A 24,162-nucleotide genomic window follows, 5' to 3' on the forward strand; every position below is an offset into this window, starting at 1 on the left:
CGCATCATGGCCTACGCTCTTCTTTGAGAATATATCATACGATGCCTTCACTCAGCAAAAAGAAAAAAAGACTCAAGGCAAAAAGCAGGGCGAAAAGTTTGGTCTTCCAGTCGCGCCAGAAAAGCCTCTCAAGCAGTTCCCGGAGAAGTCTCAATGCCTTCGATACAGAATTTTGAGCATCCTCTTGAGCGTTCCTGCCTCGATATCCCATGCCATCCTCCCGTGTACCGCAAGGGAGATTTTCCCCGTCTCCTCAGAAATCACAATGGCCAAGGCGTCGGTCTGTTCGGTCACCCCAATGCCAGCCCGATGACGGGTACCGATTTTCCGTCTCGCCTCCACCTGTTCAGCCAGAGGAAGGATGCACCCAGCGGCGATAATCTTGTTCTCCCGAACAATCACCGCTCCATCGTGCAGGGGAGAGTCGGGAAGGAAAATGGAGAAGAGAAGCTCCGGCGAAAAAAAAGCATCCACCAGGACACCGGTCTGGGTGAAGTCCCGGAGGCTGTTCGTCCTTTCAAGGACAACCAGTGCACCAATTCTCTTTCGCGAGAGCGTCTGGCACGCCAGGGCAAGGTCCTCGATGAACTTCGTACGACCCTCCTCGTTGGTGTTCCGTTCAAGCAGGACATGGTGGTACAGGCGGTTCATGTAATTCCTGCGCAACTCCGGCTGGAGAATGAGCAACATCGTTCCCACATAGACAAAAAGACACAGGCGCCAGAAAAGGCGGAGTTCCCCCAGGGTAAGAAAATTTGAGGCCCCCGCGGCAATGAAAAGAACCATGAGAGAACGAACAGGCAGAAAAAGCGGGGTTCCCTTCACCCACCTGAGGAGCTGATACGAAAAATAGTAAAGTACTCCTATTTCCACCACGTACTTCAGAAAGCCTGGGAGCAAGAGACTGTTTCCCTCCGGGCCTCAAAGCAGGAGGCTCAAAATGGCCTTCTGGGCATGGAGCCTGTTCTCCGCCTCGTCAATCACCACAGAATGTGCTCCATCAATGACTTCATCGGTAATCTCCTGTCCCCGGTGCGCAGGCATGCAGTGCATGACGATGACCTCAGGAGAAGCAAGGGCGAGTAATTCATTGTTCACCTGGTAGGGCCAGAAGAAAGACAGCCGTTCTTCAAGCTCCTGTTCTTTCCCCATGCTGGCCCACACGTCGGTGTACACCACATCTGCCCCCAGAACGGCCTTTCTCGGGTCAACCTCGTAGACAATCTCTGCTCTGCTCTTCTGCGCCTCTCTCTGAGCCCAGTTCCAGATTTCCCAGGAAGGTCGGTACCGCTCAGGAGTGCACACGGTCAGGGAAAGGCCAAGACGCGCAGCAGCAACAATCCACGAGTGGCAGACGTTATTCCCGTCGCCCACAAAAACAATCTTGACGTTGAGCGTTCCCTTTTTCTCCTGCACTGTGAGCAGGTCCCCCAGCACCTGGCAGGGATGGTGGAGGTCAGAGAGACCATTGATCACCGGAACTCCAGCATATCGGGCCATTTCGAGGACTGTCTCGTGAGCAAAGGTGCGGATCACAATGCCGTCCACCATCCTCCCAAGAACCAGCGCAACATCCTTCACAGCTTCTCGCTTACCAAGACCCACTTCCTGGGGACCGAGGTAAAAGCATTCTCCACCGAGCTGCCGCACCGCCACCTCGAAGGATACCCGGGTACGGAGGGAGGGCTTTTCAAAAAGCAGGGCAACGATTTTCCCTCCAAGGATACCAAGCCGCTCGCCCAGCACCCACCGCTTCTTCAGATCTAAAGCAACCTCAAGGAAATAGAGAATCTCCTCCCGTGAGAAATCCGCAAGATCTAGAAAATGACGTCCCCGGAACGCCTGCGTCATGTTCTCCCCTCTCCCATCTTCTCCCGGTAAACCTTTTCCACGTACGGAGAGAGAAAAGCCCGCAAAACGGCCCCATACCCGGCACGAAAGGATACCACATCGCCAACCCGGTACGGTCGTTGACTCTCTTCAACGTCAAGCACAAGGTAATTGCTTGTAGCCCCCACTATTGTAACATGTTCGTCGTCGAAATATAACTGATCCTCATCGATGTCCTGCTTTCCCAGCGCAACGAGAATCCTCCTGCGGGGGCCAGAAGACTGCAGAACACACTGCCTGCCGAAAGCATCATACCCCAGAGCCTTCCCCTGAAGGGGTTCTTTGGCACGGACTTCCACAACCTCAGCCGAGATCACAAAAGCACCCTGCCTCAGCCAGGGAATGTCCCTTTTCCTGCTGATGTCACTGCCAAAAAGCAGGGCTTCTCCAAAACGCACCTCATCCACTCCCTCAGGAGGTCGCCCCTCTTCCCAGAGGGAGAGAAAGGTTGTCCCCCCCACGGAGAGAACAACCTCCTTCTGGAGTTCCTCCGCAAAAAACCTCTTCACCTCCAGGAGCCTTTCGACCACCTCCCGGTCGGGGAGGACGCCGCTCAAACAGGCAAGGGTCGTGGCAATTCCCCGCAGGGAAACCCAGAAAAGATGCTGCAGCACCTCGAGGGCTTGGGGGAGTTCCTCAAAAAGGAACCCTTCTCGTCCATCCCCTCCCTCCACCGCGAAGACCACTGAAGAAGGCTTTCCTGTTCTTCGGGCTACAGCCTCGAGGTTCTCCAGAACTTCAACGTGAGAGACAAAGGGGGAAATGCTGTGCTCGCTGAGGATTTCGAGTTCCCAGGACATGGGAAGGCGGATGAGGAAGAGTTCCGCCTGAGATCCGAAAAGACGGCGAAGACGCAGGAGGTTTGGGAGGTTAGAGTCGGCAAAACTCGAAAAGCCAAGGTCCCACAGCATCCGGGCAAGAACGGGATCAGCCAGAAACCCCTTGGTCACGATGACAGGATGGACGTTCCAGAGGGAACACCTTTCTCGAAGAATACGGGCATTCTCTCTCAGAACATCAAGGTCGATTTCCAGACGAGGGTACAAAACGTGGCCACCTCAAAAAAACGAACCGGGGGTACTTCAGGTACCCCCATCGCATCACCGTTTGGAGAACTGGAAGCGAGCACGAGCTGCCCGCTGACCGTACTTCTTGCGCTCTTTCATCCTGGGGTCTCTGGTCAGAAGCCCCGCCTTCTTGAGGACACTCCGCAGGTTCTCGTCCACAAGGAGCAGAGCCCGAGCAATGCCATGCGCCAGAGCTCCAGCCTGACCACTCAAACCTCCCCCCGAAACCCGGGCTTCGACGTTGAAGCGGGCCTCTGTCCCCGTCAACACAAGGGGCTTCCGCACAAGAACCTGCCAAGTCAACCGGGGGAAGTATTCCTCAAGGCTTCGCCCGTTTACGGTGATTTTTCCCTCCCCCAGGGTCAGCCAGACTTTGGCCACCGAAGTCTTCCTTCTCCCCGTTGCGTAGTACTTTACGGCCACACTCACCATCATTCACTCCCTATAGGCAACGGAATCGGATTCTGCGCACTGTGGGGGTGAGAAGGACCACGGTAGACTTTGAGTTTACGGATGATTCTGCGACCCAGACGATGATGGGGAATCATTCCCCACACCGCTCTCCGGATGACCTCCTCGGGTCTCCGTGAAAGCAGTGACCTCAGTGTCTCCTCCTTCAGCCCCCCCGGGTACCCACTGTGCCGCCGGTATAGCTTCTGGTCGAGCTTCTTCCCCGTTACCCGGACCTTCTCGGCGTTGACAACAATCACATAGTCTCCAACGTCGAAAAAGGGAACATAAATATTTTTGTGTTTTCCCATCAAGATAGTGGCGATACGAGAAGCCAGACGACCAAGGGTCTGGCCTTCTGCATCCACAACGTACCATTTCTTCTCAATACTTTTGAGTGACGGAACGTACGTTCTCTCCTGCATTGTTCTTCTCCCCCAGCGTAGTCAAGACAAACTGAATTTTAGAGAAGTACGAAGGAGTTGTCAAGAAAAGGGTGAAATTTTCCTTTCACCCCGGGAATCCTCCTGTTCGGGCGGCAACCTCATGCATCAGGTCCCTGAGCTGGAAATAGCTCCGGACATAGCGGTCGTAGTAGAAGAGGTACATTTCGTGGTTTTCCCGGTTGGGGTAAATCTGTCCGGAAATCTGCACCATTTTCAGGGTAGCCTCGGGGATGCTATCATAGAACCCGACCCCCACAGCAGCATAAATGGCGGTTCCAAGAGTACTCGCCTCCTCCACCGTTGTGAGGTAGATGGGGATATTGGTGACATCGGCGTGAATTTGCAACCAGAGCCTGCTTCGCGCTCCTGCTCCGCTTGCGTACATTTCCTCAACCTCGAATCCTGACTGAGCAAGAGTCTTGAGGATGTGATACGTCCCGTAAGCAGTTCCCTCGTAGATTGCCCGGAGCACATGGGCTTTGGTGTGACTCAAAGACAATCCCCAGAGGGCTCCCCGGGCAAGGGGGTCCTGATAAGGACTGCGGTTCCCCTGGAAGTAGTCAAGGAGCACCAGACCATCGGAACCAGGAGGAATCTGAGCAACCATCCTGTCAAGAAGGGCAAAAAGGTCTTCGCCCAGCTCACAGGCCCGGGCACACTCCTCCTGAGCAAAGTTGTCCGTAAACCACTTGATCACCGAACCCGTAGAGCTCTGCCCTCCCTCAAGAACCCAGAGGTTCGGGAGTACCGCCCCGTAGTAGGGACCCCAGATACCCGGACTGAAAATGGGCCGTTCCGAGACGGCCAGGTGACACGTCGAGGGGCCAACAACCATGGCCAGACGCTGGGGGTGCACCACATCAAGTCCCACCATCGCCGCATAGGCATCGATGCCACCCTGGATGACCGGAGTCCCTGGAACAAGACCCAGTTCGTAAGCGGCCCGCTTGGTCAGCTCGCCCACCTTTTCACCGACCGGGATGAGTTCCTTCGGCCATTTCTGCAGGAGCTCTTCGAAATGGAGATCCCGCAAAAGAGCCACCGGCCATCCTCCCTCTGTGGGACAGTAGTTCCACTTGCAGATGGCGTTGTTGAGGGAGGTAACCCAGCGGTCAGTAAGCTTGAACATAATCCAGTTCTGGGCTTCCACGATGTAGTCGGCGTTAACGAAAATATCCGGGAGGTTCTCTTTAAGCCACAGAGCCTTGGGAATCATCCATTCTGGCGACTCATGACCACCAGCGTACCGGAGAAGCGGGTTTTTCGTAGCGTTGACACGCTCGGCCTGGTCAAAGGCTCGCACATCCATCCACATGATAGCCCGGTATTTGGGGTTTCCGAACCGGTCCACCGGCAGCACCGTGCAAGAACTTGCGCTGACACTCAGCGCAGCAACGTCCTCAGGGCGCACCTCGCCTTCAAAGAGGCAGCGCCGCACTGTATCCTGAATCCCCTTCCACCAGTCCATGGGATCCTGCTCGGCCCACCCTGGACGAGGGTGGTAACTGGGGTAGGAGTAGAATGAGAGCGCCACTACATTTCCCCGTGCGTCGAAAATACCGCTTCGGAGTCCCTCAGTCCCCACATCGATACCAAGAAAATACGGGGGTTTAGCATTGGCCACCTGACAAAACCTCCTTATTCTTCCCACTCCCTATGGTACAATGGGCTTGTGGGAACGGTACGCTTTCTTGCAGACTGCATGCTGGGGAAACTCACACGGTGGTTACGAATCCTGGGCTACGACGTCGCCTACTTCCGTAACATGGAGGACAGAAAGCTCCTTGCCATTGCCCGCCTGGAAGGAAGAATCCTCCTCACGAAAGACAGAGCCCTTGCCGTTTCTGGGAAAGAGTCGGCATACTACGTGAAAGCGGACACCCTGCCTGAACAGCTCCTCGAGCTCAAGCAAGCCTTCGGGTTATCCTTCTCCCTCCCCCCTCGCTGTCCCTTCTGCAACGAAACCCTTAAGGAAATCCCTCCCGAGGAAGCCAGAAAGAGCCTTCCCCTCTTTGTTGCCCTGAGCTTCACAACTTTCAGACGCTGTCCTTCCTGTCAGAGAACCTTCTGGCCAGGAACTCACTGGCAGAGAATACGCAGGCTCTGCCAGGAGTTCCTGGGAGAGTCTACCTCATTTGTCCAGGAGAACCTCAACTCCAGGTAGAGGACGACCCTCAACAAACTCCAGAGAAGCTCCTCCACCGGTGGAAATGTGAGTGATTTTGTCTTCCACACCGGCCTTCTTTATGGCCGCTACAGTATCACCACCGCCAACAACCACAACGGCTCCGCTTTTTGCGACTTTCTTAGCAATTTCTATGGTCCCCCGGGCAAAGAGGTCAACCTCAAAAAGACCCAGGGGGCCATTCCAAAAGATGGTCCTCGCCTCTTGGATGTACCGCCCAAACTTCTCCACGGTTTTTGGACCAATGTCGTACCCACCCATGTCCGGAGGGATTTTGTCCCAGTCGACAACCTTTGTCTCCACTCCTTCTTTACCCTCCGGAGCAACTACAAAATCCTCAGGAAGCTCAAAGCGCACACCCCGGGCCTTTGCAGCCTCAAGAATCCCCCGGGCTTCTTCAATCATCGCCTCTTCAAGAAGGGATTTCCCAACCTCATACCCCATAGCCTTGATGAAAGTGTAAGACATACCCCCTCCCACGAGGAGGACATCCACCTTTTCAAGGAGCTTCCGCAGGACCCCGATTTTGCTTGAGACCTTTGCCCCTCCGAGGATGGCAAGGAAGGGACGAACGGGATTATTGAGCTTCTCTCCCAGGGCCTCAAGCTCTTTCTCCATAAGGAATCCAGCGTAAGCTGGGAGGAAACGCGCCACTCCAGCTGTTGAGGCATGGGCCCGGTGGGCTGCCCCAAAAGCGTCATTCACGTAAATATCGGCGAGTTCTGCCAGGGCCCGGGCGAAGTTCTCGTCATTGGCTTCCTCCTCGGGATAGAATCGAATGTTCTCAAGAAGCAGCACATCTCCATCCTTGAGTTGAGCCACCGCCTGCTTTACCTCTTCCCCAATGCAGTCATTAACCTTGACAACCTTTTGACCCAGAAGCTCCTCAAGACGCCGAGCAATGGGGTCCATCCGGAGCTCATCCTTGGGTTTTCCCTTTGGCCGGCCAAGGTGGGAAACGAGAATGACCCTTGCTCCACGCTCGATGAGGTACTTAATGGTGGGTAGGCTCTCCACAATTCTCGTGTCATCGGTAATGTTGCGGTTTTCATCAAGGGGTACATTGAAATCCACCCGCACCAGAACCCTCTTTCCTCGCAGCTCTCCTTCCGGAATATCCCGTATGGTCTTTTTATTCACCCTTTGTCACCTCCATTCACTTGGTTTCAAGGAATGCCTGAAGCACTCGGACTCGATTCACTACACCTACCACCCGTCCCTCCTTCACCACAGGGATAAGGTCAAGGCCTGTTGTCTGCAGAAGTTCCAGAGCGTCCTCAACATCATCCTCTGCAGCAAGGTACTCCACGTCCTCGGTCATGAATTCGGACACTTCTCGTTTGGCAAACTCCCGGAGCTTTTCTCGTATAGCGCTCATAAGGTTCCCAAAAAGAGGAGCTTCCTTCTGGGCTTCCTCAAGGAGCTGCTGAAAGAACATCTGAGCCGAAAAGTACCCAATGAGCCTCTGTTCAAGGTCCACCACAGGGACACCACTGACTTTTCGTCGAATCATGAATTGTATGACGTCACCCACAGTGTCGAAATCGCTAACCGTGGGAACTTCAGAGAGCATGATTTCTTCTACCAGCACTGCCATTCCCCCTCAGCTACCAGTATATTCTCCGATACGTCCTTGAGGCTATAATTTTACACCACAATGCTCCAACTACAAACCCGCTGACGTGAGCAAACCAGGCAATGCCCCCGTAGCCGGGAAACCCCAGAGAAACTATAGCATAGAACATCTGAAGGAGAATCCAGAATCCCAGGAAAACCACCGCAGGGACATAGAGGAACTGAACGAAGAAACCCCAGAACACCACGGTGAGAATCCGGGCTCGTGGGAAAAGCAGAAAGTACCCACCCATCACACCGGCGATGGCCCCACTTGCTCCGACCGTGGGCAGAAGAGAAGAGGGGAAGGCAAGAGCATGCGAAAGACCAGCTGCAAAGCCACATCCAAGGTAGAAGAGGAGGAATTGCCACCGGCCGAGGAAGTCCTCCACGTTGTTGCCAAAAATCCAGAGATACCACATGTTGGAGAGAAGGTGGAAGAAACTCCCGTGGAGGAAGATAGAGGTCAGAAGAGTGAGGAGGGGAGGAACGGAAAACCCGTGGAGGAGCTGGGTCTTTCCCCAGAGGAACGCAGGTACCAGGCCTGCCTGGAAGAAGAACAGCTCCCGGGCAGGCCCAAGGCTCACCTCGTAGAGGAACACCGCCGTATTCACCAGAATAAGTGCCACCGTCACCACCGGGAAGCGGCGGGTCGGCAGCTCATCGCGAATCGGAATCATGGCTTAAAAATAGTGCACTCTCCGCACAAAGTCAAGCAGCTTCAGGCTTCCCCGAAGCTCAGGTTACTCTGCCAAGGAGTGCCGGCGCTTTCCCCCGTGCAGCAAATTCCGTAGAGGGGAGGCTGCTCTGCGAGCGAAAACCTCTGCAAGCACCTGGTGCAAAAGCAGAAAACCCGAGGACGAAGGGTACAGTCGCCCATCCTCCTCAAGGAGAAGTCCTTCAGCCACAAAAGCTGAAAGGAGGTTCAGCAAATCCTGATTCCTGAAGGAATGCACAAGAGAAAGAGGAACACCCTGGCGTGTTCGAAGAAGAAGGAGAAAATCCTCAAAAATCTTTTCCTCCTGAGAGAGTTCCTCTTCAAAGACGATGGGGCATCTCCCATCCTCAAGAGCTTTCCGGTATCCCCGGAGGGTTTCGGCATTCTTCTGCCTTTTCCCTCCAATGTGCGACCAGCTCGAAGGCCCAAGTCCCAGGTACTCCCCGTTCCTCCAGTACAGGAGGTTATGCTGGCACTCATATCCCGGGCGGGCGAAATTCGAAACTTCATAGTGAACGTACCCTGCCGCAGCAAGTCGTTCTTCGGCAAATCGGAAAAGGTAAGCCTGCTTGTCGGGGGAAGGGAAAAGGCGGAAATGGCGACGGAAAAAGGAGAAAAGAGGAACTGCAGGGCTCAGGGTCAGGTTGTACACAGAGATATGGGGTGGGGCATACCGGAGGGTCTCTGAGAGGTCCTCTCCCCAACTATCAAAGTCCTGGAGAGGAAGGCCGTAGATGAGGTCGATATTCCAGTTCTCCCATCCGCTTCCCACAACTTTCTGGAGTGTCCTGTGCAGAGTTTCCAGGGACACAGACCGACCGAGAAGGAAGAGATACCGGGGGGCAAAGGATTGCACACCGAGGCTCAGGCGCAGGATTCCGGCTTCTCTCCACTCAAGAAGCCGTGCTTCGGTGACAGTTTCAGGATTCACCTCAAGGGTGACCTCAAGCGGGAAGGAGAGAGTAAAGTACGACTGGAGTTTTCTGAGGAAATCCCCAAAAAGCGATGGGGCGAGAATCGATGGAGTCCCCCCGCCAAAGTAGACGCTACAAACCCTTCTTCCTTCAAGCTGCAGGGCATGAACCTTAAGCCTGAGTTCCTCGTAGAGAAGGGAGAAAAACTCCTCTCCCTCTCCTCTGAAGGGATAGGAAACGAAGTCACAGTATGAACATTTTCGAAGGCAGAAGGGGATGTGGACATAGAGACCGAGTTCCTTCATGAACCCGTCTTGAGAACCGCAAGAAAGGCTTCCTGAGGAATGCGGACCTTCCCAATGGCCTTCATCCGCTTTTTCCCTTCCTTCTGTTTTTCAAGGAGCTTCCGTTTCCGTGTGACGTCCCCACCGTAACACTTCTGGAGCACATCCTTTCGGAGAGCCGGAATATCTTCCCTTGCGATGACCCTCCCACCAATGGCAGCCTGAATCGAAACCACAAAGAGCTGGCGCGGGATAATCTCCTTGAGCTTTCCCACAAGCTCCCGGGCGCGGTAGTACGCGTTCTCCTGACAGGAAATGAAAGAAAGTCCGTCAACCCGTTCCCGGTTGACCAGAATGTCCACCCGCACAAGATCAGCCGGGCGATACCCGGCAAACTCGTAGTCAAAACTCGCATAGCCCCGGCTTACCGCTTTCAGGCGGTCGTAGAAATCAAGGAGGACCTCGGCCATGGGAAGTTCATAGGTGAGGAGCACGGTTCTCTCGTCGAGGAACAGCATATCCCTGAATACCCCTCTCCGGGACTGACAGAGCTCCATGACGCCACCGATGTGCTGTGAGGGCACGACAATCTTCGCCACGATATAGGGTTCTTCGGCCATCTCGATTTCCCCAGGGGAGGGGAAATCCCTCGGGGAACGAACCTCAAGCACCTCCCCCTTTTTCGTCAACACCTGGTACACCACATGGGGTGCCGTGGCCACAACTTCTATGCCGAACTCCCGTTCAATCCGCTCCTGCACAATCTCCATGTGCAAAAGCCCCAGAAACCCGCAGCGGAACCCGAAACCCAGAGCCTCCGAGAAGTCCGGTTCAAAGACCAGCGATGCATCGTTGAGCTGGAGTTTCTCCAGAGCCTCCTTGAGGCTCTCGTAGCTCTCGTACTCCACGGGGTAGAAACTGCAAAACACCATGGGCTTCACTTTTTTGTACCCTGGAATTGGCTGGGGCACCGGTCGGGTTGCCGAGGTAATGGTGTCACCAACTCTACTGTCCTGGATGTTCTTCATGTTGCAGGCGATGTACCCAACTTCCCCTGGGCCAAGGGACTCAACCTCCTGCATATCAGGAGTGAACACACCAACACCCGTCACCTCAAACTCTTTCCCCGTGGAGAACATGCGAATCCTTATGCCCTTCCGTATTTCACCATCAACAACCCGCACGAAGGGCAGGACGCCCCGGTACGGGTCATATATGGAGTCAAAGATGAGGGCCCGGAGTGGCTCTTCTTCGCTTCCCCGCGGAGGGGGAACGAACTCGATAACCCGCTCCAGCAGTTCTTCCACCCCCACCCCGTGCTTGGCACTCACAAGGGTAAAGGGGAGATGTTCCGGCCCAAGGAGAGCCTCAACTTCCCGCATGGCCCGCTCAGGGTCAGCAGAGGGAAGGTCGATTTTGTTAATGACCGGAAGGATGGTGAGTCCCTGTTCCAGGGCAAGGCGGGCATGAGCCAGGGTCTGTGCCTCAACCCCCTGGGAGGCATCAACCAGGAGAATCGCCCCCTCACAGGCCGCAAGGCTCCTTGAAACCTCATAGCTGAAATCGGCATGTCCTGGGGTATCGATGAGGTGGAAGAGGTACTCCTGTCCCTTGTTCCGGGAAACATACCGGAGCCGCACTGCCTTGGCCTTGATGGTGATACCCCGTTCCCGCTCGAGGTCCATGCGGTCAAGAAACTGCTCCCGCATGCGTTCCCTTGGCACAGCGTTACAGAGCTCGAGAATCCGGTCAGCCAGCGTGGACTTCCCGTGGTCAATATGAGCGATGATACAGAAGTTCCGAATGTACTTCCTGTCCACCGTCCCTACCCTCCGAGCTGTCGGAAAACCCTGCGAACATCTCCAAACATAGCCAGAAGCACCTTCCGCTCGTCCATCCCTAAAAGGAAGGGCAGAGCAAGGTACAGAACCCAGAGAAAGAACGCCCCGAGAGCAAACTCCCAAAGAGACCTGTGCATTGTGGTTCTGGCAACACATACGCAACCCAGGACGAACACCCCAAGCTGTACCCCCGCTTTCCAGAGCCAGCCCCGGGGGAAACGCAAGAACACCCCGATTTTTGTCTTCTGCCGTAAAAAGTATACAAGGAGTGTGAACTGAAAGAAAGCCGAAAAGGACGTGGCCAGGGCAACTCCCTGAAAATCGAGGAATCGCACAAGCCACAGATCCAGAACAACGTTGAGCAACACACTCAAAAGGCCAATCTTCACAGGGGTCCTGGTGTCGCGAAGGGAGTAGAAGGCGCGGGTCAGAAGATGGTTGAGGGCGAAAAAGAGCAGGCCGGGAGCGTAGAAGAAAAGCGCCGCTGCCGTCATCTCCGCCGCCAGATGGTCAAACACTCCTCGCCGGTATACCAGGTTCACCAGAGGTAAAGGAAAAACCATGAGGAAAACCACCGCGGGGAGCATGAAAAAGAGTACCCACCGTATCCCCTGCCAGAGCGTTCCCTGCCATTCCTCCATGTTCTCCATCCACACGTTCTGTGAAAGGGAGGGCAAAACGGCGACCGAGAGGGCCACCCCAAACACTCCCAGGGGAAACTCCATGAGACGGTCTGAAAAATACAGGGCAGAGACTGCCCCCTCCCTGCAGAGAGAGGCCACAATCCGGTCCACAAGGGTATTCACCTGGGAAACGGCAAGGGCAAAGGTGACAGGAAGCATGAGCTTGAGCACTTCTTGGAACCCTGGATCGCGAAAGAAGCGCCACCGTATCCTGAGGGTAAAGCCCTTCTGCCGGAGCGGTGGAATCTGGAAAAGGAACTGCCAGAGCCCTCCAAGAACGACCCCAAAGGCAAGCGCGTAAGGACCAAAAATGCGCCGGAAGGCCAGGATACTCACAATGGTTCCCAAGTTGAAGAAAAAGGGAGCCACTGCTGACCAGCTGAAGATGTGCAGGGTGTTCAGAAACCCCATAAGCAGTGCGGACCAGGAAATGAGCAGCAAAAAGGGAAACATTATCTGCGTTGAACGGGTGGTGAAAAGGAGTTTGGCTGGATCACCCCGGAAACCAAGGGCCACAAGGCGAACAATCAGAGGGGAGAAAACCATGCCCAGGACACACACCAGAGTGACGATCACGGTGAAACCACTGAACACTGAGGAGATGAAGTCCTGAGGCCGCTCCTCTGAAGAGGAAGGGACAACGAAGTACCGGGAAAAAACCGGCACTACAGAAGTGCTCAACGCCCCTTCGGCGAAAAGCCTTCGCAGGAGGTTCGGTATGGTATAGGCGATGAGGAATGCATCGGTCACCCAGGTGGCTCCAAAAAATGAGGAAATGAGGATTTCCCGCAAAAGCCCTGAAATCCTTGACAGCAAGGTGCCAAGACCGATGACTACGGTGTTCTTGAGAAGCGCTGTCTCTCTCATACCTCTCTCCTAAGAAATAACGATGAATACAAAAAAGGCCGGAGATTGCTCTCCGGCCTTTTACTCCCGGCAGCGTCCTACTTTCCCGCCCAGTTCCCCAGGCAGTATCATCGGCGCTGGAGGGCTTAACTTCCGGGTTCGGAATGGTTCCGGGTGTTTCCCCTCCGCTATGGCCACCGGGAGACCTTTCTCTCTGGGGAAGCATCCTGCGATGAAGCCTTTGCGGTCAAGTCCTCGACCGATTAGTACCCCTCGGCTCAAGGTGTTACCACCCTTCCACCTGGGGCCTATCAACCGGGTCATCTTCCCGGGGTCTTACCTGGTCGACCCAGTGGGATACCTCATCTTGGGGTGGGCTTCGCGCTTAGATGCTTTCAGCGCTTATCCCATCCGGACACAGCTACCCAGCGATGCCCCTGGCAGGACAACTGGAACACTGGAGGTCCGTCCATCCCGGTCCTCTCGTACTAGGGACAGCTCCCCTCAGGTATCCTGCGCCCGCGACAGATAGGGACCGAACTGTCTCACGACGTTCTAAACCCAGCTCGCGTACCGCTTTAATGGGCGAACAGCCCAACCCTTGGGACCTGCTCCAGCCCCAGGATGCGACGAGCCGACATCGAGGTGCCGATCCTCCCCGTCGATGTGGACTCTTGGGGGAGACCAGCCTGTTATCCCCGGAGTACCTTTTATCCGTTGAGCGATGGCCCTTCCACACGGCACCACCGGATCACTAGGCCCGACTTTCGTCCCTGCTTGAGGCGTCCCTCTCGCAGTCAGGCTCCCTTCTGCCCTTACACTCACCACACGGTTTCCAATCGTGCTGAGGGAACCTTAGGGCGCCTCCGTTACCTTTTAGGAGGCGACCGCCCCAGTCAAACTGCCCGCCTGACACTGTCCCTCGGGAGGATAACTCCCGCAGGTGAGCATCTGGATATGTCAAGGGTGGTATCTCAAGGGTGGCTCCATGGGAGCTGGCGCCCCCACTTCTCCGCCTCCCACCTATCCTGCACAAGACACACCCGGATGCAATATCAGGTTGCAGTAAAGGTTCACGGGGTCTTTCCGTCTAGTCGCGGGTAGCAAGCATCTGCACTTGCATTGAAACTTCGCCGAGCCCCCCGTCGAGACAGCGCCCCAGTCGTTACGCCATTCATGCGGGTCGGAACTTACCCGACAAGGAATTTCGCTACCTTAGGACCGTTATAGTTACGGCCGCCGTTTACTGGGGCTTCGGTTTGGAGCTTCGCCTGATCGAATCAGGCTAACCCCTCCCCTTAACCTTCCAGCACTGGGCAGGCGTCAGGCCCTATACGTCGCCTTACGGCTTAGCAGAGCCCTGTGTTTTTAGTAAACAGTCGCCAGGGCCGATTTCCTGCGACCCCCTCAGGCTCGAAGCGCAGGGCTTCTCACCTTAGCGGGGCACCCCTTCTCCCGAAGTTACGGGGTCAGATTGCCGAGTTCCTTAACGGGGGATCACTCGCGCGCCTGAGAATACTCATCCCACCTACCAGTGTCGGTTTGCGGTACGGATACCTGCCGCCCATCGTTAGAGGCTTTTCTTGGCAGTGGGGGATTGGCGAGTTCGCCCCCGTAGGGGCTCCCCATCACCTCTCGGCGTTTGCGAGGGAGGGGATTTGCCTCCTCCCTCCGCCTACGGGCTTAGACAGCCTATTCCTCCAGGCTGCTCGCCTACCCTCCTGCGTCCCCCCATCCTCAAACGGTGGCAGGTAGTGCCGGAATATCAACCGGCTGCCCATCACCTACGCCTTTCGGCCTCGGCTTAGGATCCGACTTACCCTGAGAGGACGAACCTTCCTCAGGAAACCTTAGGCTTACGGCGAGAGGGATTCTCACCCTCTTTATCGCTACTCATGCCGGCATTCTCACTTGGGATACCTCCACGGGTCCTCACGGTCCCGCTTCAACGGCCTACCCAACGCTCCCCTACCAACAGGAAGAACAGCGTTCTTCCTGTTCCGCAGCTTCGGCAGCAGGCTTGAGCCCCGAGAATTTTTCGGCGCAGCGTCGCTAGACCAGTAAGCTATTACGCACTTTTTAAAGGATGGCTGCTTCTAAGCCAACCTCCTGGCTGTCTCAGCAACGCCACCACCTTTCCCACTTAGCCTGCATTTGGGGGCCTTAGCTGGCGGTCTGGGCTGTTCCCCTTTTGACCACGGAGCTTATCCCCCGCGGTCTGACTCCCCGGCTCCAAGGAGAGGTATTCGGAGTTTGGTTGGGTTTGGTAGGCGGGTAAGCCCCCTAGCCCATCCAGTGCTCTACCCCCTCTCCTCACCACCGGAGGCTAGCCCTAAAGCTATTTCGGGGAGAACCAGCTATCTCCAGGTTTGATTGGCCTTTCACCCCTACCCACAGCTCATCCGAGCGGTTTGCAACCCACACCGGTTCGGGCCTCCATGAGGTGTTATCCCCACTTCACCCTGGCCATGGGTAGATCACCTGGCTTCGGGTCTACGGAGACTGACTCTGCGCCCTGTTCGGACTCGGTTTCCCTCCGGCTCCGCACCTCAGGTGCTTAGCCTTGCCAGCCTCCGTAACTCGCCGGCTCATTCTCCAAAAGGCACGCAGTCGAACCGGAAGAGACTACGTCTCCTCCATGGTCCTTCCACGTATTGTGGACACACGGTTTCAGGTTCTCTTTCACTCCCCTTCCGGGGTTCTTTTCACCTTTCCCTCACGGTACTGGTGCACTATCGGTCGCCAGGGAGTATTTAGCCTTAGGAGGTGGTCCTCCCGGATTCCCACGGAATTCCGCGTGGACCGTGGTACTTGGGAGCGGAGAACCGAGAGGAAGCCGTCCTTCACCTACGGGGCTATCACCCTCTCTGGCGAGGCTTTCCAGTCCTCTTCGGCTCGGACGCTTCTTTGTAACTCTCTGGCCGCACCCTGGCTTGGCCCTTCTCCGTCCCGCTACCCCCAGAGAGCAACGCCCAGGGGCTTTGGCACTCTCTGGGTTTGGGCTCTTCCCCGTTCGCTCGCCGCTACTTGGGGAATCGCTGTTGCTTTCTTTTCCTCGGGGTACTGAGATGTTTCAGTTCCCCCGGTTCGCCTCCTCCTTGCGGAGGATACTGGGGGTTTGCCCCAGTGGGTTGCCCCATTCGGGAATCCCCGGATCATCGCTTGCTTACAGCTACCCGGGGCTTATCGCAGTTAGCCACGCCCTTCATCGCCTCCTGGCGCCAAGGCATCCACCGTGTGCCCTTTCTAACTTGACCGCAAACCTTGCACTCTGGCAGGATGCTTTCCCCAGACAGTATTCACTTGTCAAGGTGCTTGCCCAACAGGGCAAGTGGTATTTTACTCGGTTTCCTGTTCTTTTGCAAGGGGTGAGAGAGAAATTTTGTGGTACACTTCCTGCAGAGATTCTCTTCCAAAGAGGGGGGAGGCAACATGGCCGGGAAACTCCACCGCAATATCCTCATCACGGGGCTGGCCTCACTCTTCACCGATGTGAGCAGCGAAATGGTCTATCCCGTCATCGCCCTGTACCTTCGGGCCCTGGGAGGAGGAGTGTTTGCCCTCGGCGCCATTGAGGGAGTGGCCGAGTCGCTGGCCTCTCTTCTTCGGGTCTTCTCGGGGGCTTTGGCCGATCGGGTAGGAAAGAGAAAACCCCTGGCAATATCTGGCTATGCCCTCTCAACTTTCGGGAAGGCTCTCTTTTTCCTCGCTTCGGGATGGCCGATGATTTTTGCCGGGCGCGTTGTGGACCGCTTTGGCAAGGGCATCCGTACCGCTCCGCGGGATGCCATGATTGCAGAATCTGCAACCCAGGATACCCAGGGGAGGTCTTTTGGTCTCCACCGGACTCTTGACACCCTGGGAGCCACACTGGGCATCATCTTCACTTATCTTTTGCTTTCCCGATTCCAGAGAGGAACTCAAGCCCTGGACCTTTCCCGGTACATTCCCACCTTCCGCTTCATCATCCTCGTAAGCCTTGTTCCGGCTGTTCTTGGGGTCCTTGTGCTTTTCCTGAGCACAGAAACGGGAAAGGGAATCTGGTCTTCTCGCCCGCTGCGTTTTGCCCTCTGGAGAGACCTGGACCTGCGGTTGAAGATTTTCCTCCTGGCCACCCTCATCTTCACCCTGGGAAACTCCTCAAACCAGTTCATTCTCCTCCGGGCTGCGGAAAAGGACATCGGCTTTTCCCCTGCTTCTGTGACTCTCCTCTACCTCCTCTACAACATCGTCTACACCCTCACCTCGTACCCTGCAGGGGTACTCTCAGACCGCCTGGGGAGAAAGTGGGTGCTTGCGGGAGGGTTCTTCCTGTACGCCCTCTCCTACTACCTCATCGGGCTTCTCCCGCACACCATCGTCTGGGCTATGCTCCCTTACGGGTGCTATAGCGGTATGACCGAGGGTGTGGCGAAAGCCCTCGTTGCTGATCTTGCCCCGGAAGACACCCGGGCAACCGTTCTTGGGCTCCACGCTACACTCCTTGGTATCGGGCTCTTCCCTGCCTCTTTTGTTGCCGGGACGCTGTGGAGCGCCTTCGGGCCCCAGGCACCCTTTCTCTTTGGTGGAAGTATGAGCCTCCTGGCTGCGCTCCTTCTTGCTTTTGCGCTGAGGTGAGCACATGAAGCTCGTGGTCCTTCTTACCGACTGGGGGACAAAAAGCTACTACCAGGGGGTGGTGAAGGGGGTTATCAAAAAGGTTGCCCCCGAGGTGGAGATCATCGACCTCACTCATGAAGTCGAACCCTTTAACGTTCGGGAAGCCATGCACGTGCTTGTCCGGGCTTACCGGGATTTCCCCCGGGGGACGGTCTTCATGGCCGTTGTGGACTACGGGGTGGGAACTGAAAGAAAGGCCATCGCCTTTGAGACGGAAAGCGGGTATTTCTTCGTGGGGCCGGACAATGGGCTCTTCACCCTGGTGGCGGAGGAAGACAAAATTCTCCGCATTGTGAAACTCGAAAATCCTGAGTATTTCTACAAACCCGCTCCTTCTTTCTCATTCCACGGAAGAGATATCTTTGCCCCGGTGAGCGCGTACCTTGCAAAAGGCGTGGACCTGAGTGTTTTTGGAAGGCGGCTTGAGGGCCTGGTCTTTCTTCCTTACGAAAAAGCCCGGAAGGAGAACGGAGAAATTATCGGAGAGGTTGCGTTCTTCGACCGCTTCGGGAACGTGGAGACCAATATTCCGGGAATACTCCTCAAGGACCTAAAGTTTTTCAGTACGGTGACGATAAAAAAAGGTGGAGGGGAATTCGTTGCCATCTATTGCCGCACCTATGGGGATGTTGCCGAAGGAGAACTCCTCATCCACACCGATAGCTCTGGATTTCTTGAGATTGCAGTGAACCAGGGGAGTGCGAGGGCAAGGATGGGGTGCAGAGGTGGGGAGAAGATTGTTGTGGTTCTGGGGTAAAAAGAGAGGAAAATTGCCAAGGGCCTACTCCGAAGCGGGGATGAGCCTCATTGAGGTTGTTGTTCTTTTTGTGGCCGTTGGGTTTTTCGTTATAGCAGCAGCTCCGCTGTTCTCGCGTTTCCTCCAGGTTCGGACAAGCGTGGATTATACGCTCTGGGCAACGGTGCTTGCCCAGGATATTATGGAACGGATCCGAGGGAAGAGTTTCGAGGAACTCAAAGCTAAAGTGAACGCCGAAGGATGGAAGCTAAATAACAGCGACTTCAGGAGATTTCTCTACGGGGACGATCCCCTCCCCTCAACGCTTCCACCGGAGGCAGAGGAAATGTCTCGTGTCATAATACGGTGGGAGGATAACAACCCGAATGGCGACACACTTGTTGTGGAAATCGAAATTAAATGGCAAGAACTCCTCAGAATCTCCCGGGAAATGCAGGAACGCACGTACAGGGTGGCCACCCGTGTGTATGAAAAAGGAATTCAAACGCTCCGCAAGGGTGGGACATGAGAAAGTTATGGAATGAAAAAGAGACAGACTCTCAAGGAACAACACTTCTTGAAGTTATCGTGACGGTAGCTGTCCTTGCTTTTCTTGTCATGGCCCTTGGAGGATTCCTGCTGAGTATCACCGTCGGGGGAAGGAACATCCCCCAGGGGGGCAGCATCTTAACACAACAGCAAGTTATCGACCAGGTCAACATCCTCGTGGTGTGGCTCTCCCGAGACGTTCGGAGTGCGGCCTTGATAGAGATTAATCCGACAGGAACGGAACTAAAAATTCTTCCTTCGAGTGGAGACTGGATCTACTACAAATTCCAGGAGGAGAACGGAGCTGGGGCGATTGTAAGGAGCCAGGGGAATAGCGAGAAAAAGCTGCTTCGGGGTGTTAAAAAGGGAAGCGGGGAGTTCTTCTCCCCAACCGGGGTAAGCAATCCTGATTACGTTTTCGTGAAATTACCGGTGCAGTACCTCTCTCAAACCGGGAAGGGAAAGAATGATCTCGAAGAACGAGAGTTCTCGTTCATTATCGTCCATCGCCGTGTGTCAGGGTAATTTGTCTTCCACTACTACAAGGAGGGATAGACCCCTATGCGGAGAAAGCGTGAAGAGGGATCAGTATTACTGACTTTTCTCGTCATAGCCACCGTGTTTGTACTCCTCATCGGTTTCGGCACAAATCTCATGGTTGGTGGGTATAAGAGAACCATGCTGATAGCTCAAAGGAACCAGGCGCATTACCTCGCCGAAGCGGGAGTAGAAAGGGCTTTGAAGCAACTCACCGAAGAAGGATGCCAAGTAATCCCGACAACGAGTCCTGTAAGCTTTCCAGTAAGATCGCCGATAGGATCTTACTGGTACTCCGTGACGTTTGATGGCTCTCAGGCTAACATCATCTCCACAGGGAAAGCCGGAAGACAGGAGATCAGCATTCAAGTAACTGTAAGCTGTTCCTCTTCCCCAACTCCCTCACCAACTCCCTCACCCATTCCTCCCCTCGACATGGCCGTCTTCGCCAGCACGTCCATTTCACTCAGCGGAAGCGCAATCATCAGCGGTAACGCGGGAGTGAATTCCACAGCCCCAGGAAGCATAACCCTGAGCGGCAACCCCCGCATTTATGGCATAGCGTACGTGGGTCCAGGTGGGAACCAGAATGCCATATCCTACCCATCTTGGGAAAGCCTTGGCTACTTCATCTCCGGAGGCCACAGTACTCTTGACAGCATCCGTCAGTACACCCTCCCGCCCTTCCCTGAGTATCCCAGTAATCTCCCTGCCAGAGGAAGCTTCGTAGCCGGCTGGTGGCCTGCACCACCTTATTACATCACCGAAGACGGCCAGTACGACACATTGGAGGTGCAAAGTACCCTGGTCATAAACGTTGGGACAGGCAAAAGAATCTTAAGGGTCAAAAACCTTAAAGTCACCGGAAGCGGGAAGATTATCCTGGAGGGGACGGGAACCCTGGTTCTCTACGTTGAGCAGACAGTCACCCTCGATAACGGTGGTGGTGTCAACGTGGACAATAACAACAACCCCAGAAATCCTTCTCAACTTTTCATGTACTACAGTGGAACAGCCCTGAGCTTCCCCAACGACGTTCGCTTTGCCGGAAACATTTACGCCGCATCGGCAAACGTGAACATCAGCAACAGCGGGAAAGTCATCGGTAATCTTCTCACTGGTGGTACACAGGTCACCATCGACGGTGACTCAAGCGCTTACGTGCGGGCAATTTACGCTCCAAACGCAGCGGTAACCCTTCAGGGAAGTGGGAAAGTAAAAGGGACCATTATAGCAAAGAGCTTTTCTGCCAGCGGAGGCGCATCTGTAACGTACCATACCCCTCCCCAGGAGTTCATCGATGCCCTGGGCGAACTTTTCCGCTCAGGATCAGACGGCTCAGGATCCACCGGCTCTTCAAGTGGCCCCAGCTCCACCGCTCTTCCAGTCCCCTTGGCCATCACCGGGTGGGAAGAGGCCGTTTCTCCCTCTCCTTCTCCCTAATCCTTCCCACCCAGCTCCTCAAACACCTCACACAGGGCGAGGTAGCTCCTCACAAAGGTGGGGTAAATCCGGTCGTACACGCTTTTCTCCTCTTCCCGTGGTGCAAATCGGTCCTGGATTCTCACAAGCTCCTTTGCTACCTCAATCCCCCGGTAGAGCCCTATCCCCACCCCTCCGCAAATGGCCGCACCAAGGGAAGTCGCCTCTTCCCGGTACACGGGGCGAAGGACCTCAAGACCAAAGACGTCGGCAAGCATCTGGGCCCAAAAATCCCCCCTTGCCCCGCCCCCGATGATGCGCATGTTTGCTATTCTGAGCCCCTGTTCCCGGAAGGCATCAAGGATAATCCGGAGGTTCAGGCTCACACCCTCAAGGACGGCCCGAATCAGGTGGGCTCTGGTGTGCCTTGGGGTAAGCCCGATGAACACCCCCCGGGCATGGGGGTTCCACCAGGGAGCCCGCTCCCCCAGAAGGTACGGGAGGAAAAGGAGGCCTTCGCTTCCTGCCGGAACCTTTCCCGCCTCAAGGTCCATGAGCACATAAGGACTCACCCCGAGTTTTTCCGCTGCCTTCACTTCTTCCCCGCAGAGGGCATCCCGGCACCACTGGTATGAGCCTCCCGCGGCCTGCATGGTTCCGGTAGGCATGAAAAGCCCCGGGGCGAGGTGGTGGAAGGTGAAGGTCCGCATCTGAGGATCATAGAAAGGTTTCCGGGAAGCCAGGGCAATCCAGGAGGAGGAACCAAGGTAGTTGTATGCCTGCCCTTCTTCGACCACTCCTGCACCACAGGCCGCACAGGCTCCATCTCCGCCGCCAATCACCACCGGCGTCCCCGGTAAAAGCCCCACTTCCTCGGCTGCGTTTTTCGTCACCTCCCCTACCACGGCAAAAGAGGGGAAAACGGGTGGGAGTTTCTCCTCTTCGATACCCACAGCCTCAAGAATCTTTGCGGACCAGCGCTCTTCGGTGATGTCGAAGAGATTCGTCCCGGAGGCGTCGGAAAAATCCGTTGCCCACTGCCCTGTGAGCCGGAAGACCACAAAATCCTTGGCCAGGAGGAACTTCCGCGCCTTCCTGTAGACTTCAGGCCGGTGGTTCCGGAACCAGAGGATTTTCGCCAGAGAATAGTTGGGGCTCAATCGGTGTCCGGTAATCCGGTAAATTTCTTCATCAGCAATCCTCTCCCGGACCCACTCGACCTCCTTCACTCCCCGGCGGTCCGCCCAGATAATAATCCGGTCAAGAGGCTCACCCCGCTCATCCACCGGCAGGGCCCCCATCATCTGGCCGGAGAAGGAAACAACACCGATGTCTTCTTTTTTCACCCTGGCTTTCTCAAGAAGGGCCCGCGTGGAAAAAACCACCGCTTTCCAGTAATCCTCCGGGTCCTGTTCGACGGATAACGCATCGGGGTAAAAGGTCTCGTACCCGAAGAAGCTGCTTGCCAGACACTCCCCCTCCGGGTCAAAGAGCGTGGCCTTGTTGCCTGTAGTCCCCAGGTCATGCGCGATGATGAGCTTCCCCATGGTCCTCTTCCCCCCTCTCCTCAACGGTGAGACGTACCGTGGCGATGCGTTTCCCCCTCATTCGCTCAACCTTGAGCCTGTAGCCATTGATGCTGACCGTTTCTCCTTCTTCAGGGATTTTCCCGAGGAGCTCCATAACGAGACCCCCCAGGGTTTCGGACTCCTCGCTTTCGGGAATCTGTACCCCCAGGGTTTCGTTCACCGTCTCTATGGGGAGTGAGGCGTCCACAAGGTACTCACGGTCGCTAATCTTCCGGTACGGAGGGGCCTCCCGGTCGTGCTCGTCCCGGATCTCACCCACGAGTTCCTCCAGAAGGTCCTCAATGGTGACAAGCCCCGCCGTTCCTCCGTACTCATCAAGGACGATGGCCATGTGGATGCGCCGCTGCTGGAGCTCGCGCAAAAGCTCCACGACTTTCTTCGTCGCAGGGACAAAATGAATGGGACGGAGGATTTCCCGCACCGGTTTCTCGAGGTCACCCTCTTTTAACGCCGGGAGCATGTCTTTGATGTGGACGAAACCGATGATGTTATCGATATCCTCCCGGTACACCGGGAGGCGGGAAAAATGGCTCTTCAGCGAAAGCTCCAGAGCTTCCCCAAGGGTAGCATGCTCCTCAATGCACACCATGTCGGTCCTTGGAGTCATGACCTCATATGCCAGGGTATCCCCAAACTCGAAGACTTCGCTGATGAGCCGCCGCTCTTCCAAAGGAAGTGTCCGCTGCTCGGCGATGAAGAGCTTGAGCTCCTCATCGCTCAGAGAACTTGCAGTCTCCTGGGTGACCCCAAAGAGACGGGAGATAACATCCGTGGATGCCGAGAGGGCAACCACCACAGGGCGCAGGACCCGGGAGAGGAAGAAGATGAACCGGGAGGAAATAAGGGCAAGGCGCTCTGGATGCGCCATGGCAAGGCGTTTCGGCACAAGCTCCCCAAGGACCAGGGTAACGAAAGAGATGAGAACCGTGACGCAGATCACAGCAATCTCTTCTCCAAAAATCGCAAGAACTGGAAGGCCACTGGCTTCAAGGCGCCTTCCGAGATTCCGGGCAAGGGAAATGGCACCGGTGGCGCTTGCGAAAAACCCCGCCATGGTTACCCCAATCTGGATGGTGGCCAGGAATTCACTCGGGTTCTCGAGAAGATGGTGCAGCGCTTCAAGCTGCTTTTCCGAACCTTTCCCTTTCGCCAGGTGGATACGGCTCCTCCGGGTGGAAATCAGGGCAATCTCAGAAGCCGCAAAAAAGGCGTTCATGGCAACAAGAAGCAGTATGAGCAGGATTGTTCCCAGATACTCCACTTACATCATCCTCCGGGACAGGTGAGGGCAAAAAGCGGCACTCCGGTGAAACCTAAAGGGATACAGGGGGAAAGAAAACCGCTCGTCCGGGTCCTCGCTTTCAGACACTGCTTTCGGTATCCCCTCTCCCTCTCTGGTCTTGTCCCTTATCTTACCACATCTTCGCAAGATTTGCCACCTTGGCCTTTTACCGGCCCGGGCAATGGAAAGACGACACCTGACCGGTACATGAAACCCCAGACGGCCAATCCACCTCCATTCACAGCGCAAGTCAGTGAAGGGCACAGGATAGACAACCTCCTGCGGTACCCAAAAGTGTGCCTCACGGTCGTGGGGAAAACCGGAGTCCTTTCCGAAGAGCTTCCAACGGCCTGTGAAAGTGTGGTAGTATTCGGTGAGGCTACCTCTGTGGACGGAGAGGAAAAAGGACGGCTCTCCGGGCTTTCGTCAAGAAGTGCACCCCTGCGGATG

The 24,162-nt window shown here is 55.6% G+C and carries 20 protein-coding genes and 2 rRNA genes; 6 read left to right on the forward strand and 16 right to left on the reverse strand.

Annotated features, from left to right (window positions below):
• Window positions 1–150: 150 nt before the first annotated feature.
• The 6 genes from cdaA to ACPT9Q_RS01400 all read right to left on the reverse strand — a co-directional run bounded on the left by cdaA (window position 151) and on the right by ACPT9Q_RS01400 (window position 5,477).
• A complete protein-coding gene (cdaA, locus tag ACPT9Q_RS01375) occupies window positions 151–900 on the reverse strand; it encodes a diadenylate cyclase CdaA (RefSeq protein WP_017872261.1) in 750 nt (249 codons plus the stop codon).
• A 21-nt stretch (window positions 901–921) separates the two neighbouring features.
• The gene (gene argF, locus ACPT9Q_RS01380) at window positions 922–1,851 is read right to left on the reverse strand and encodes an ornithine carbamoyltransferase (RefSeq protein ID WP_017872262.1); all 930 of its coding nucleotides are present in this window, start codon (window positions 1,849–1,851) and stop codon (window positions 922–924) included.
• Window positions 1,848–2,936: an alanine racemase gene (locus ACPT9Q_RS01385; protein ID WP_017872263.1), complete on the reverse strand. Its 1,089-nt coding sequence runs from the start codon at window positions 2,934–2,936 to the stop codon at window positions 1,848–1,850. The genes argF and ACPT9Q_RS01385 overlap by 4 nt, the downstream gene beginning before the upstream one ends.
• 54 nt (window positions 2,937–2,990) lie before the next feature.
• Window positions 2,991–3,389 (reverse strand): 30S ribosomal protein S9, encoded by a 399-nt coding sequence (gene rpsI, locus ACPT9Q_RS01390; RefSeq protein WP_017872264.1) that lies wholly within the window; start codon window positions 3,387–3,389, stop codon window positions 2,991–2,993.
• Window positions 3,389–3,832, reverse strand: coding sequence for a 50S ribosomal protein L13 (rplM, locus tag ACPT9Q_RS01395; RefSeq protein WP_017872265.1), 444 nt, complete (start codon window positions 3,830–3,832; stop codon window positions 3,389–3,391). The genes rpsI and rplM overlap by 1 nt, the downstream gene beginning before the upstream one ends.
• Window positions 3,833–3,917: 85 nt before the next feature.
• Window positions 3,918–5,477 (reverse strand): FGGY-family carbohydrate kinase, encoded by a 1,560-nt coding sequence (locus tag ACPT9Q_RS01400; protein WP_017872266.1) that lies wholly within the window; start codon window positions 5,475–5,477, stop codon window positions 3,918–3,920.
• 78 nt (window positions 5,478–5,555) lie between these two features.
• Here ACPT9Q_RS01400 and ACPT9Q_RS01405 point away from each other — a divergent pair, with 78 nt between their 5' ends.
• Window positions 5,556–6,017 (forward strand): Mut7-C RNAse domain-containing protein, encoded by a 462-nt coding sequence (locus tag ACPT9Q_RS01405; RefSeq protein WP_427366040.1) that lies wholly within the window; start codon window positions 5,556–5,558, stop codon window positions 6,015–6,017.
• On the opposite strand, the gene ACPT9Q_RS01410 is transcribed toward ACPT9Q_RS01405, so the two are convergent.
• From ACPT9Q_RS01410 to ACPT9Q_RS01445, 8 genes are all read right to left on the reverse strand, one after another.
• Window positions 5,985–7,178: a phosphoglycerate kinase gene (locus ACPT9Q_RS01410; RefSeq protein ID WP_427366041.1), complete on the reverse strand. Its 1,194-nt coding sequence runs from the start codon at window positions 7,176–7,178 to the stop codon at window positions 5,985–5,987. The genes ACPT9Q_RS01405 and ACPT9Q_RS01410 overlap by 33 nt on opposite strands.
• Window positions 7,179–7,194: 16 nt before the next feature.
• Complete coding sequence (locus tag ACPT9Q_RS01415; protein WP_017872269.1) at window positions 7,195–7,629, reverse strand: CBS domain-containing protein; 435 nt, start codon at window positions 7,627–7,629, stop codon at window positions 7,195–7,197.
• A 16-nt stretch (window positions 7,630–7,645) separates the two neighbouring features.
• Window positions 7,646–8,332 carry a rhomboid family intramembrane serine protease gene (locus ACPT9Q_RS01420; RefSeq protein WP_017872270.1) on the reverse strand — a complete coding sequence of 229 codons (687 nt, stop codon included), beginning with the start codon at window positions 8,330–8,332 and terminating at the stop codon, window positions 7,646–7,648.
• 63 nt (window positions 8,333–8,395) lie between these two features.
• Window positions 8,396–9,589, reverse strand: coding sequence for a radical SAM family heme chaperone HemW (gene hemW, locus ACPT9Q_RS01425; protein ID WP_017872271.1), 1,194 nt, complete (start codon window positions 9,587–9,589; stop codon window positions 8,396–8,398).
• Window positions 9,586–11,388 carry a translation elongation factor 4 gene (gene lepA, locus ACPT9Q_RS01430; RefSeq protein ID WP_427366042.1) on the reverse strand — a complete coding sequence of 601 codons (1,803 nt, stop codon included), beginning with the start codon at window positions 11,386–11,388 and terminating at the stop codon, window positions 9,586–9,588. The genes hemW and lepA overlap by 4 nt, the downstream gene beginning before the upstream one ends.
• A gap of 5 nt (window positions 11,389–11,393) precedes the next feature.
• Window positions 11,394–12,959 (reverse strand): murein biosynthesis integral membrane protein MurJ, encoded by a 1,566-nt coding sequence (gene murJ / locus ACPT9Q_RS01435; protein ID WP_427366043.1) that lies wholly within the window; start codon window positions 12,957–12,959, stop codon window positions 11,394–11,396.
• Between the two features lie 64 nt (window positions 12,960–13,023).
• Window positions 13,024–13,140, reverse strand: a 5S ribosomal RNA gene (gene rrf / locus ACPT9Q_RS01440).
• 41 nt (window positions 13,141–13,181) lie between these two features.
• Window positions 13,182–16,195, reverse strand: a 23S ribosomal RNA gene (locus tag ACPT9Q_RS01445).
• 175 nt (window positions 16,196–16,370) lie between these two features.
• Between ACPT9Q_RS01445 and ACPT9Q_RS01450 the strand changes: the two genes are divergently transcribed.
• From ACPT9Q_RS01450 to ACPT9Q_RS01470, 5 genes are read left to right on the forward strand one after another with little or no spacing between them, the layout of a single operon-like run.
• On the forward strand, window positions 16,371–17,555 hold the full coding sequence (locus ACPT9Q_RS01450) for an MFS transporter (protein ID WP_427366044.1): 1,185 nt from the start codon (window positions 16,371–16,373) through the stop codon (window positions 17,553–17,555).
• Window positions 17,556–17,559: 4 nt separating this feature from the next.
• Window positions 17,560–18,354 (forward strand): SAM hydrolase/SAM-dependent halogenase family protein, encoded by a 795-nt coding sequence (locus tag ACPT9Q_RS01455; RefSeq protein ID WP_427366045.1) that lies wholly within the window; start codon window positions 17,560–17,562, stop codon window positions 18,352–18,354.
• Window positions 18,355–18,367: 13 nt separating this feature from the next.
• Window positions 18,368–18,862, forward strand: coding sequence for a type IV pilus modification PilV family protein (locus ACPT9Q_RS01460; protein ID WP_427366046.1), 495 nt, complete (start codon window positions 18,368–18,370; stop codon window positions 18,860–18,862).
• Window positions 18,859–19,407, forward strand: a complete 549-nt coding sequence (locus tag ACPT9Q_RS01465; RefSeq protein WP_427366047.1) for a hypothetical protein — start codon at window positions 18,859–18,861, stop codon at window positions 19,405–19,407. The genes ACPT9Q_RS01460 and ACPT9Q_RS01465 overlap by 4 nt, the downstream gene beginning before the upstream one ends.
• 36 nt (window positions 19,408–19,443) lie before the next feature.
• A complete protein-coding gene (locus ACPT9Q_RS01470; protein WP_427366048.1) occupies window positions 19,444–20,862 on the forward strand; it encodes a polymer-forming cytoskeletal protein in 1,419 nt (472 codons plus the stop codon).
• On the opposite strand, the gene xylB is transcribed toward ACPT9Q_RS01470, so the two are convergent.
• Together xylB and ACPT9Q_RS01480 are read right to left on the reverse strand one after the other, a co-directional pair.
• Window positions 20,859–22,388, reverse strand: coding sequence for a xylulokinase (gene xylB / locus ACPT9Q_RS01475; RefSeq protein WP_427366049.1), 1,530 nt, complete (start codon window positions 22,386–22,388; stop codon window positions 20,859–20,861). The genes ACPT9Q_RS01470 and xylB overlap by 4 nt on opposite strands.
• Entirely contained in the window at window positions 22,363–23,691 is a 1,329-nt protein-coding gene (locus ACPT9Q_RS01480) for a hemolysin family protein (RefSeq protein ID WP_427366050.1), read from the reverse strand. Before ACPT9Q_RS01480 ends, xylB begins: the two co-directional genes overlap by 26 nt.
• Window positions 23,692–24,162 lie beyond the last annotated feature (471 nt).

The sequence above is a fragment of the Candidatus Caldatribacterium saccharofermentans genome (genome assembly GCF_050267035.1).
In the GTDB taxonomy this organism is placed as follows: domain Bacteria; phylum Atribacterota; class Atribacteria; order Atribacterales; family Caldatribacteriaceae; genus Caldatribacterium; species Caldatribacterium saccharofermentans.

What these genes read in the sequence shown, in the direction of transcription:
- argF (WP_017872262.1), bottom strand. Translation starts at nt 1,851, where the DNA reads ATGACGCAGGCGTTCCGGGGACGTCATTTTCTAGATCTTGCGGATTTC.
- hemW (WP_017872271.1), bottom strand. Translation starts at nt 9,589, where the DNA reads ATGAAGGAACTCGGTCTCTATGTCCACATCCCCTTCTGCCTTCGAAAA.
- ACPT9Q_RS01405 (WP_427366040.1), top strand. Translation starts at nt 5,556, where the DNA reads ATGCTGGGGAAACTCACACGGTGGTTACGAATCCTGGGCTACGACGTC.
- rplM (WP_017872265.1), bottom strand. Translation starts at nt 3,832, where the DNA reads ATGCAGGAGAGAACGTACGTTCCGTCACTCAAAAGTATTGAGAAGAAA.
- ACPT9Q_RS01465 (WP_427366047.1), top strand. Translation starts at nt 18,859, where the DNA reads ATGAGAAAGTTATGGAATGAAAAAGAGACAGACTCTCAAGGAACAACA.
- ACPT9Q_RS01450 (WP_427366044.1), top strand. Translation starts at nt 16,371, where the DNA reads ATGGCCGGGAAACTCCACCGCAATATCCTCATCACGGGGCTGGCCTCA.
- ACPT9Q_RS01420 (WP_017872270.1), bottom strand. Translation starts at nt 8,332, where the DNA reads ATGATTCCGATTCGCGATGAGCTGCCGACCCGCCGCTTCCCGGTGGTG.
- xylB (WP_427366049.1), bottom strand. Translation starts at nt 22,388, where the DNA reads ATGGGGAAGCTCATCATCGCGCATGACCTGGGGACTACAGGCAACAAG.
- ACPT9Q_RS01470 (WP_427366048.1), top strand. Translation starts at nt 19,444, where the DNA reads ATGCGGAGAAAGCGTGAAGAGGGATCAGTATTACTGACTTTTCTCGTC.
- ACPT9Q_RS01455 (WP_427366045.1), top strand. Translation starts at nt 17,560, where the DNA reads ATGAAGCTCGTGGTCCTTCTTACCGACTGGGGGACAAAAAGCTACTAC.
- rpsI (WP_017872264.1), bottom strand. Translation starts at nt 3,389, where the DNA reads ATGGTGAGTGTGGCCGTAAAGTACTACGCAACGGGGAGAAGGAAGACT.
- murJ (WP_427366043.1), bottom strand. Translation starts at nt 12,959, where the DNA reads ATGAGAGAGACAGCGCTTCTCAAGAACACCGTAGTCATCGGTCTTGGC.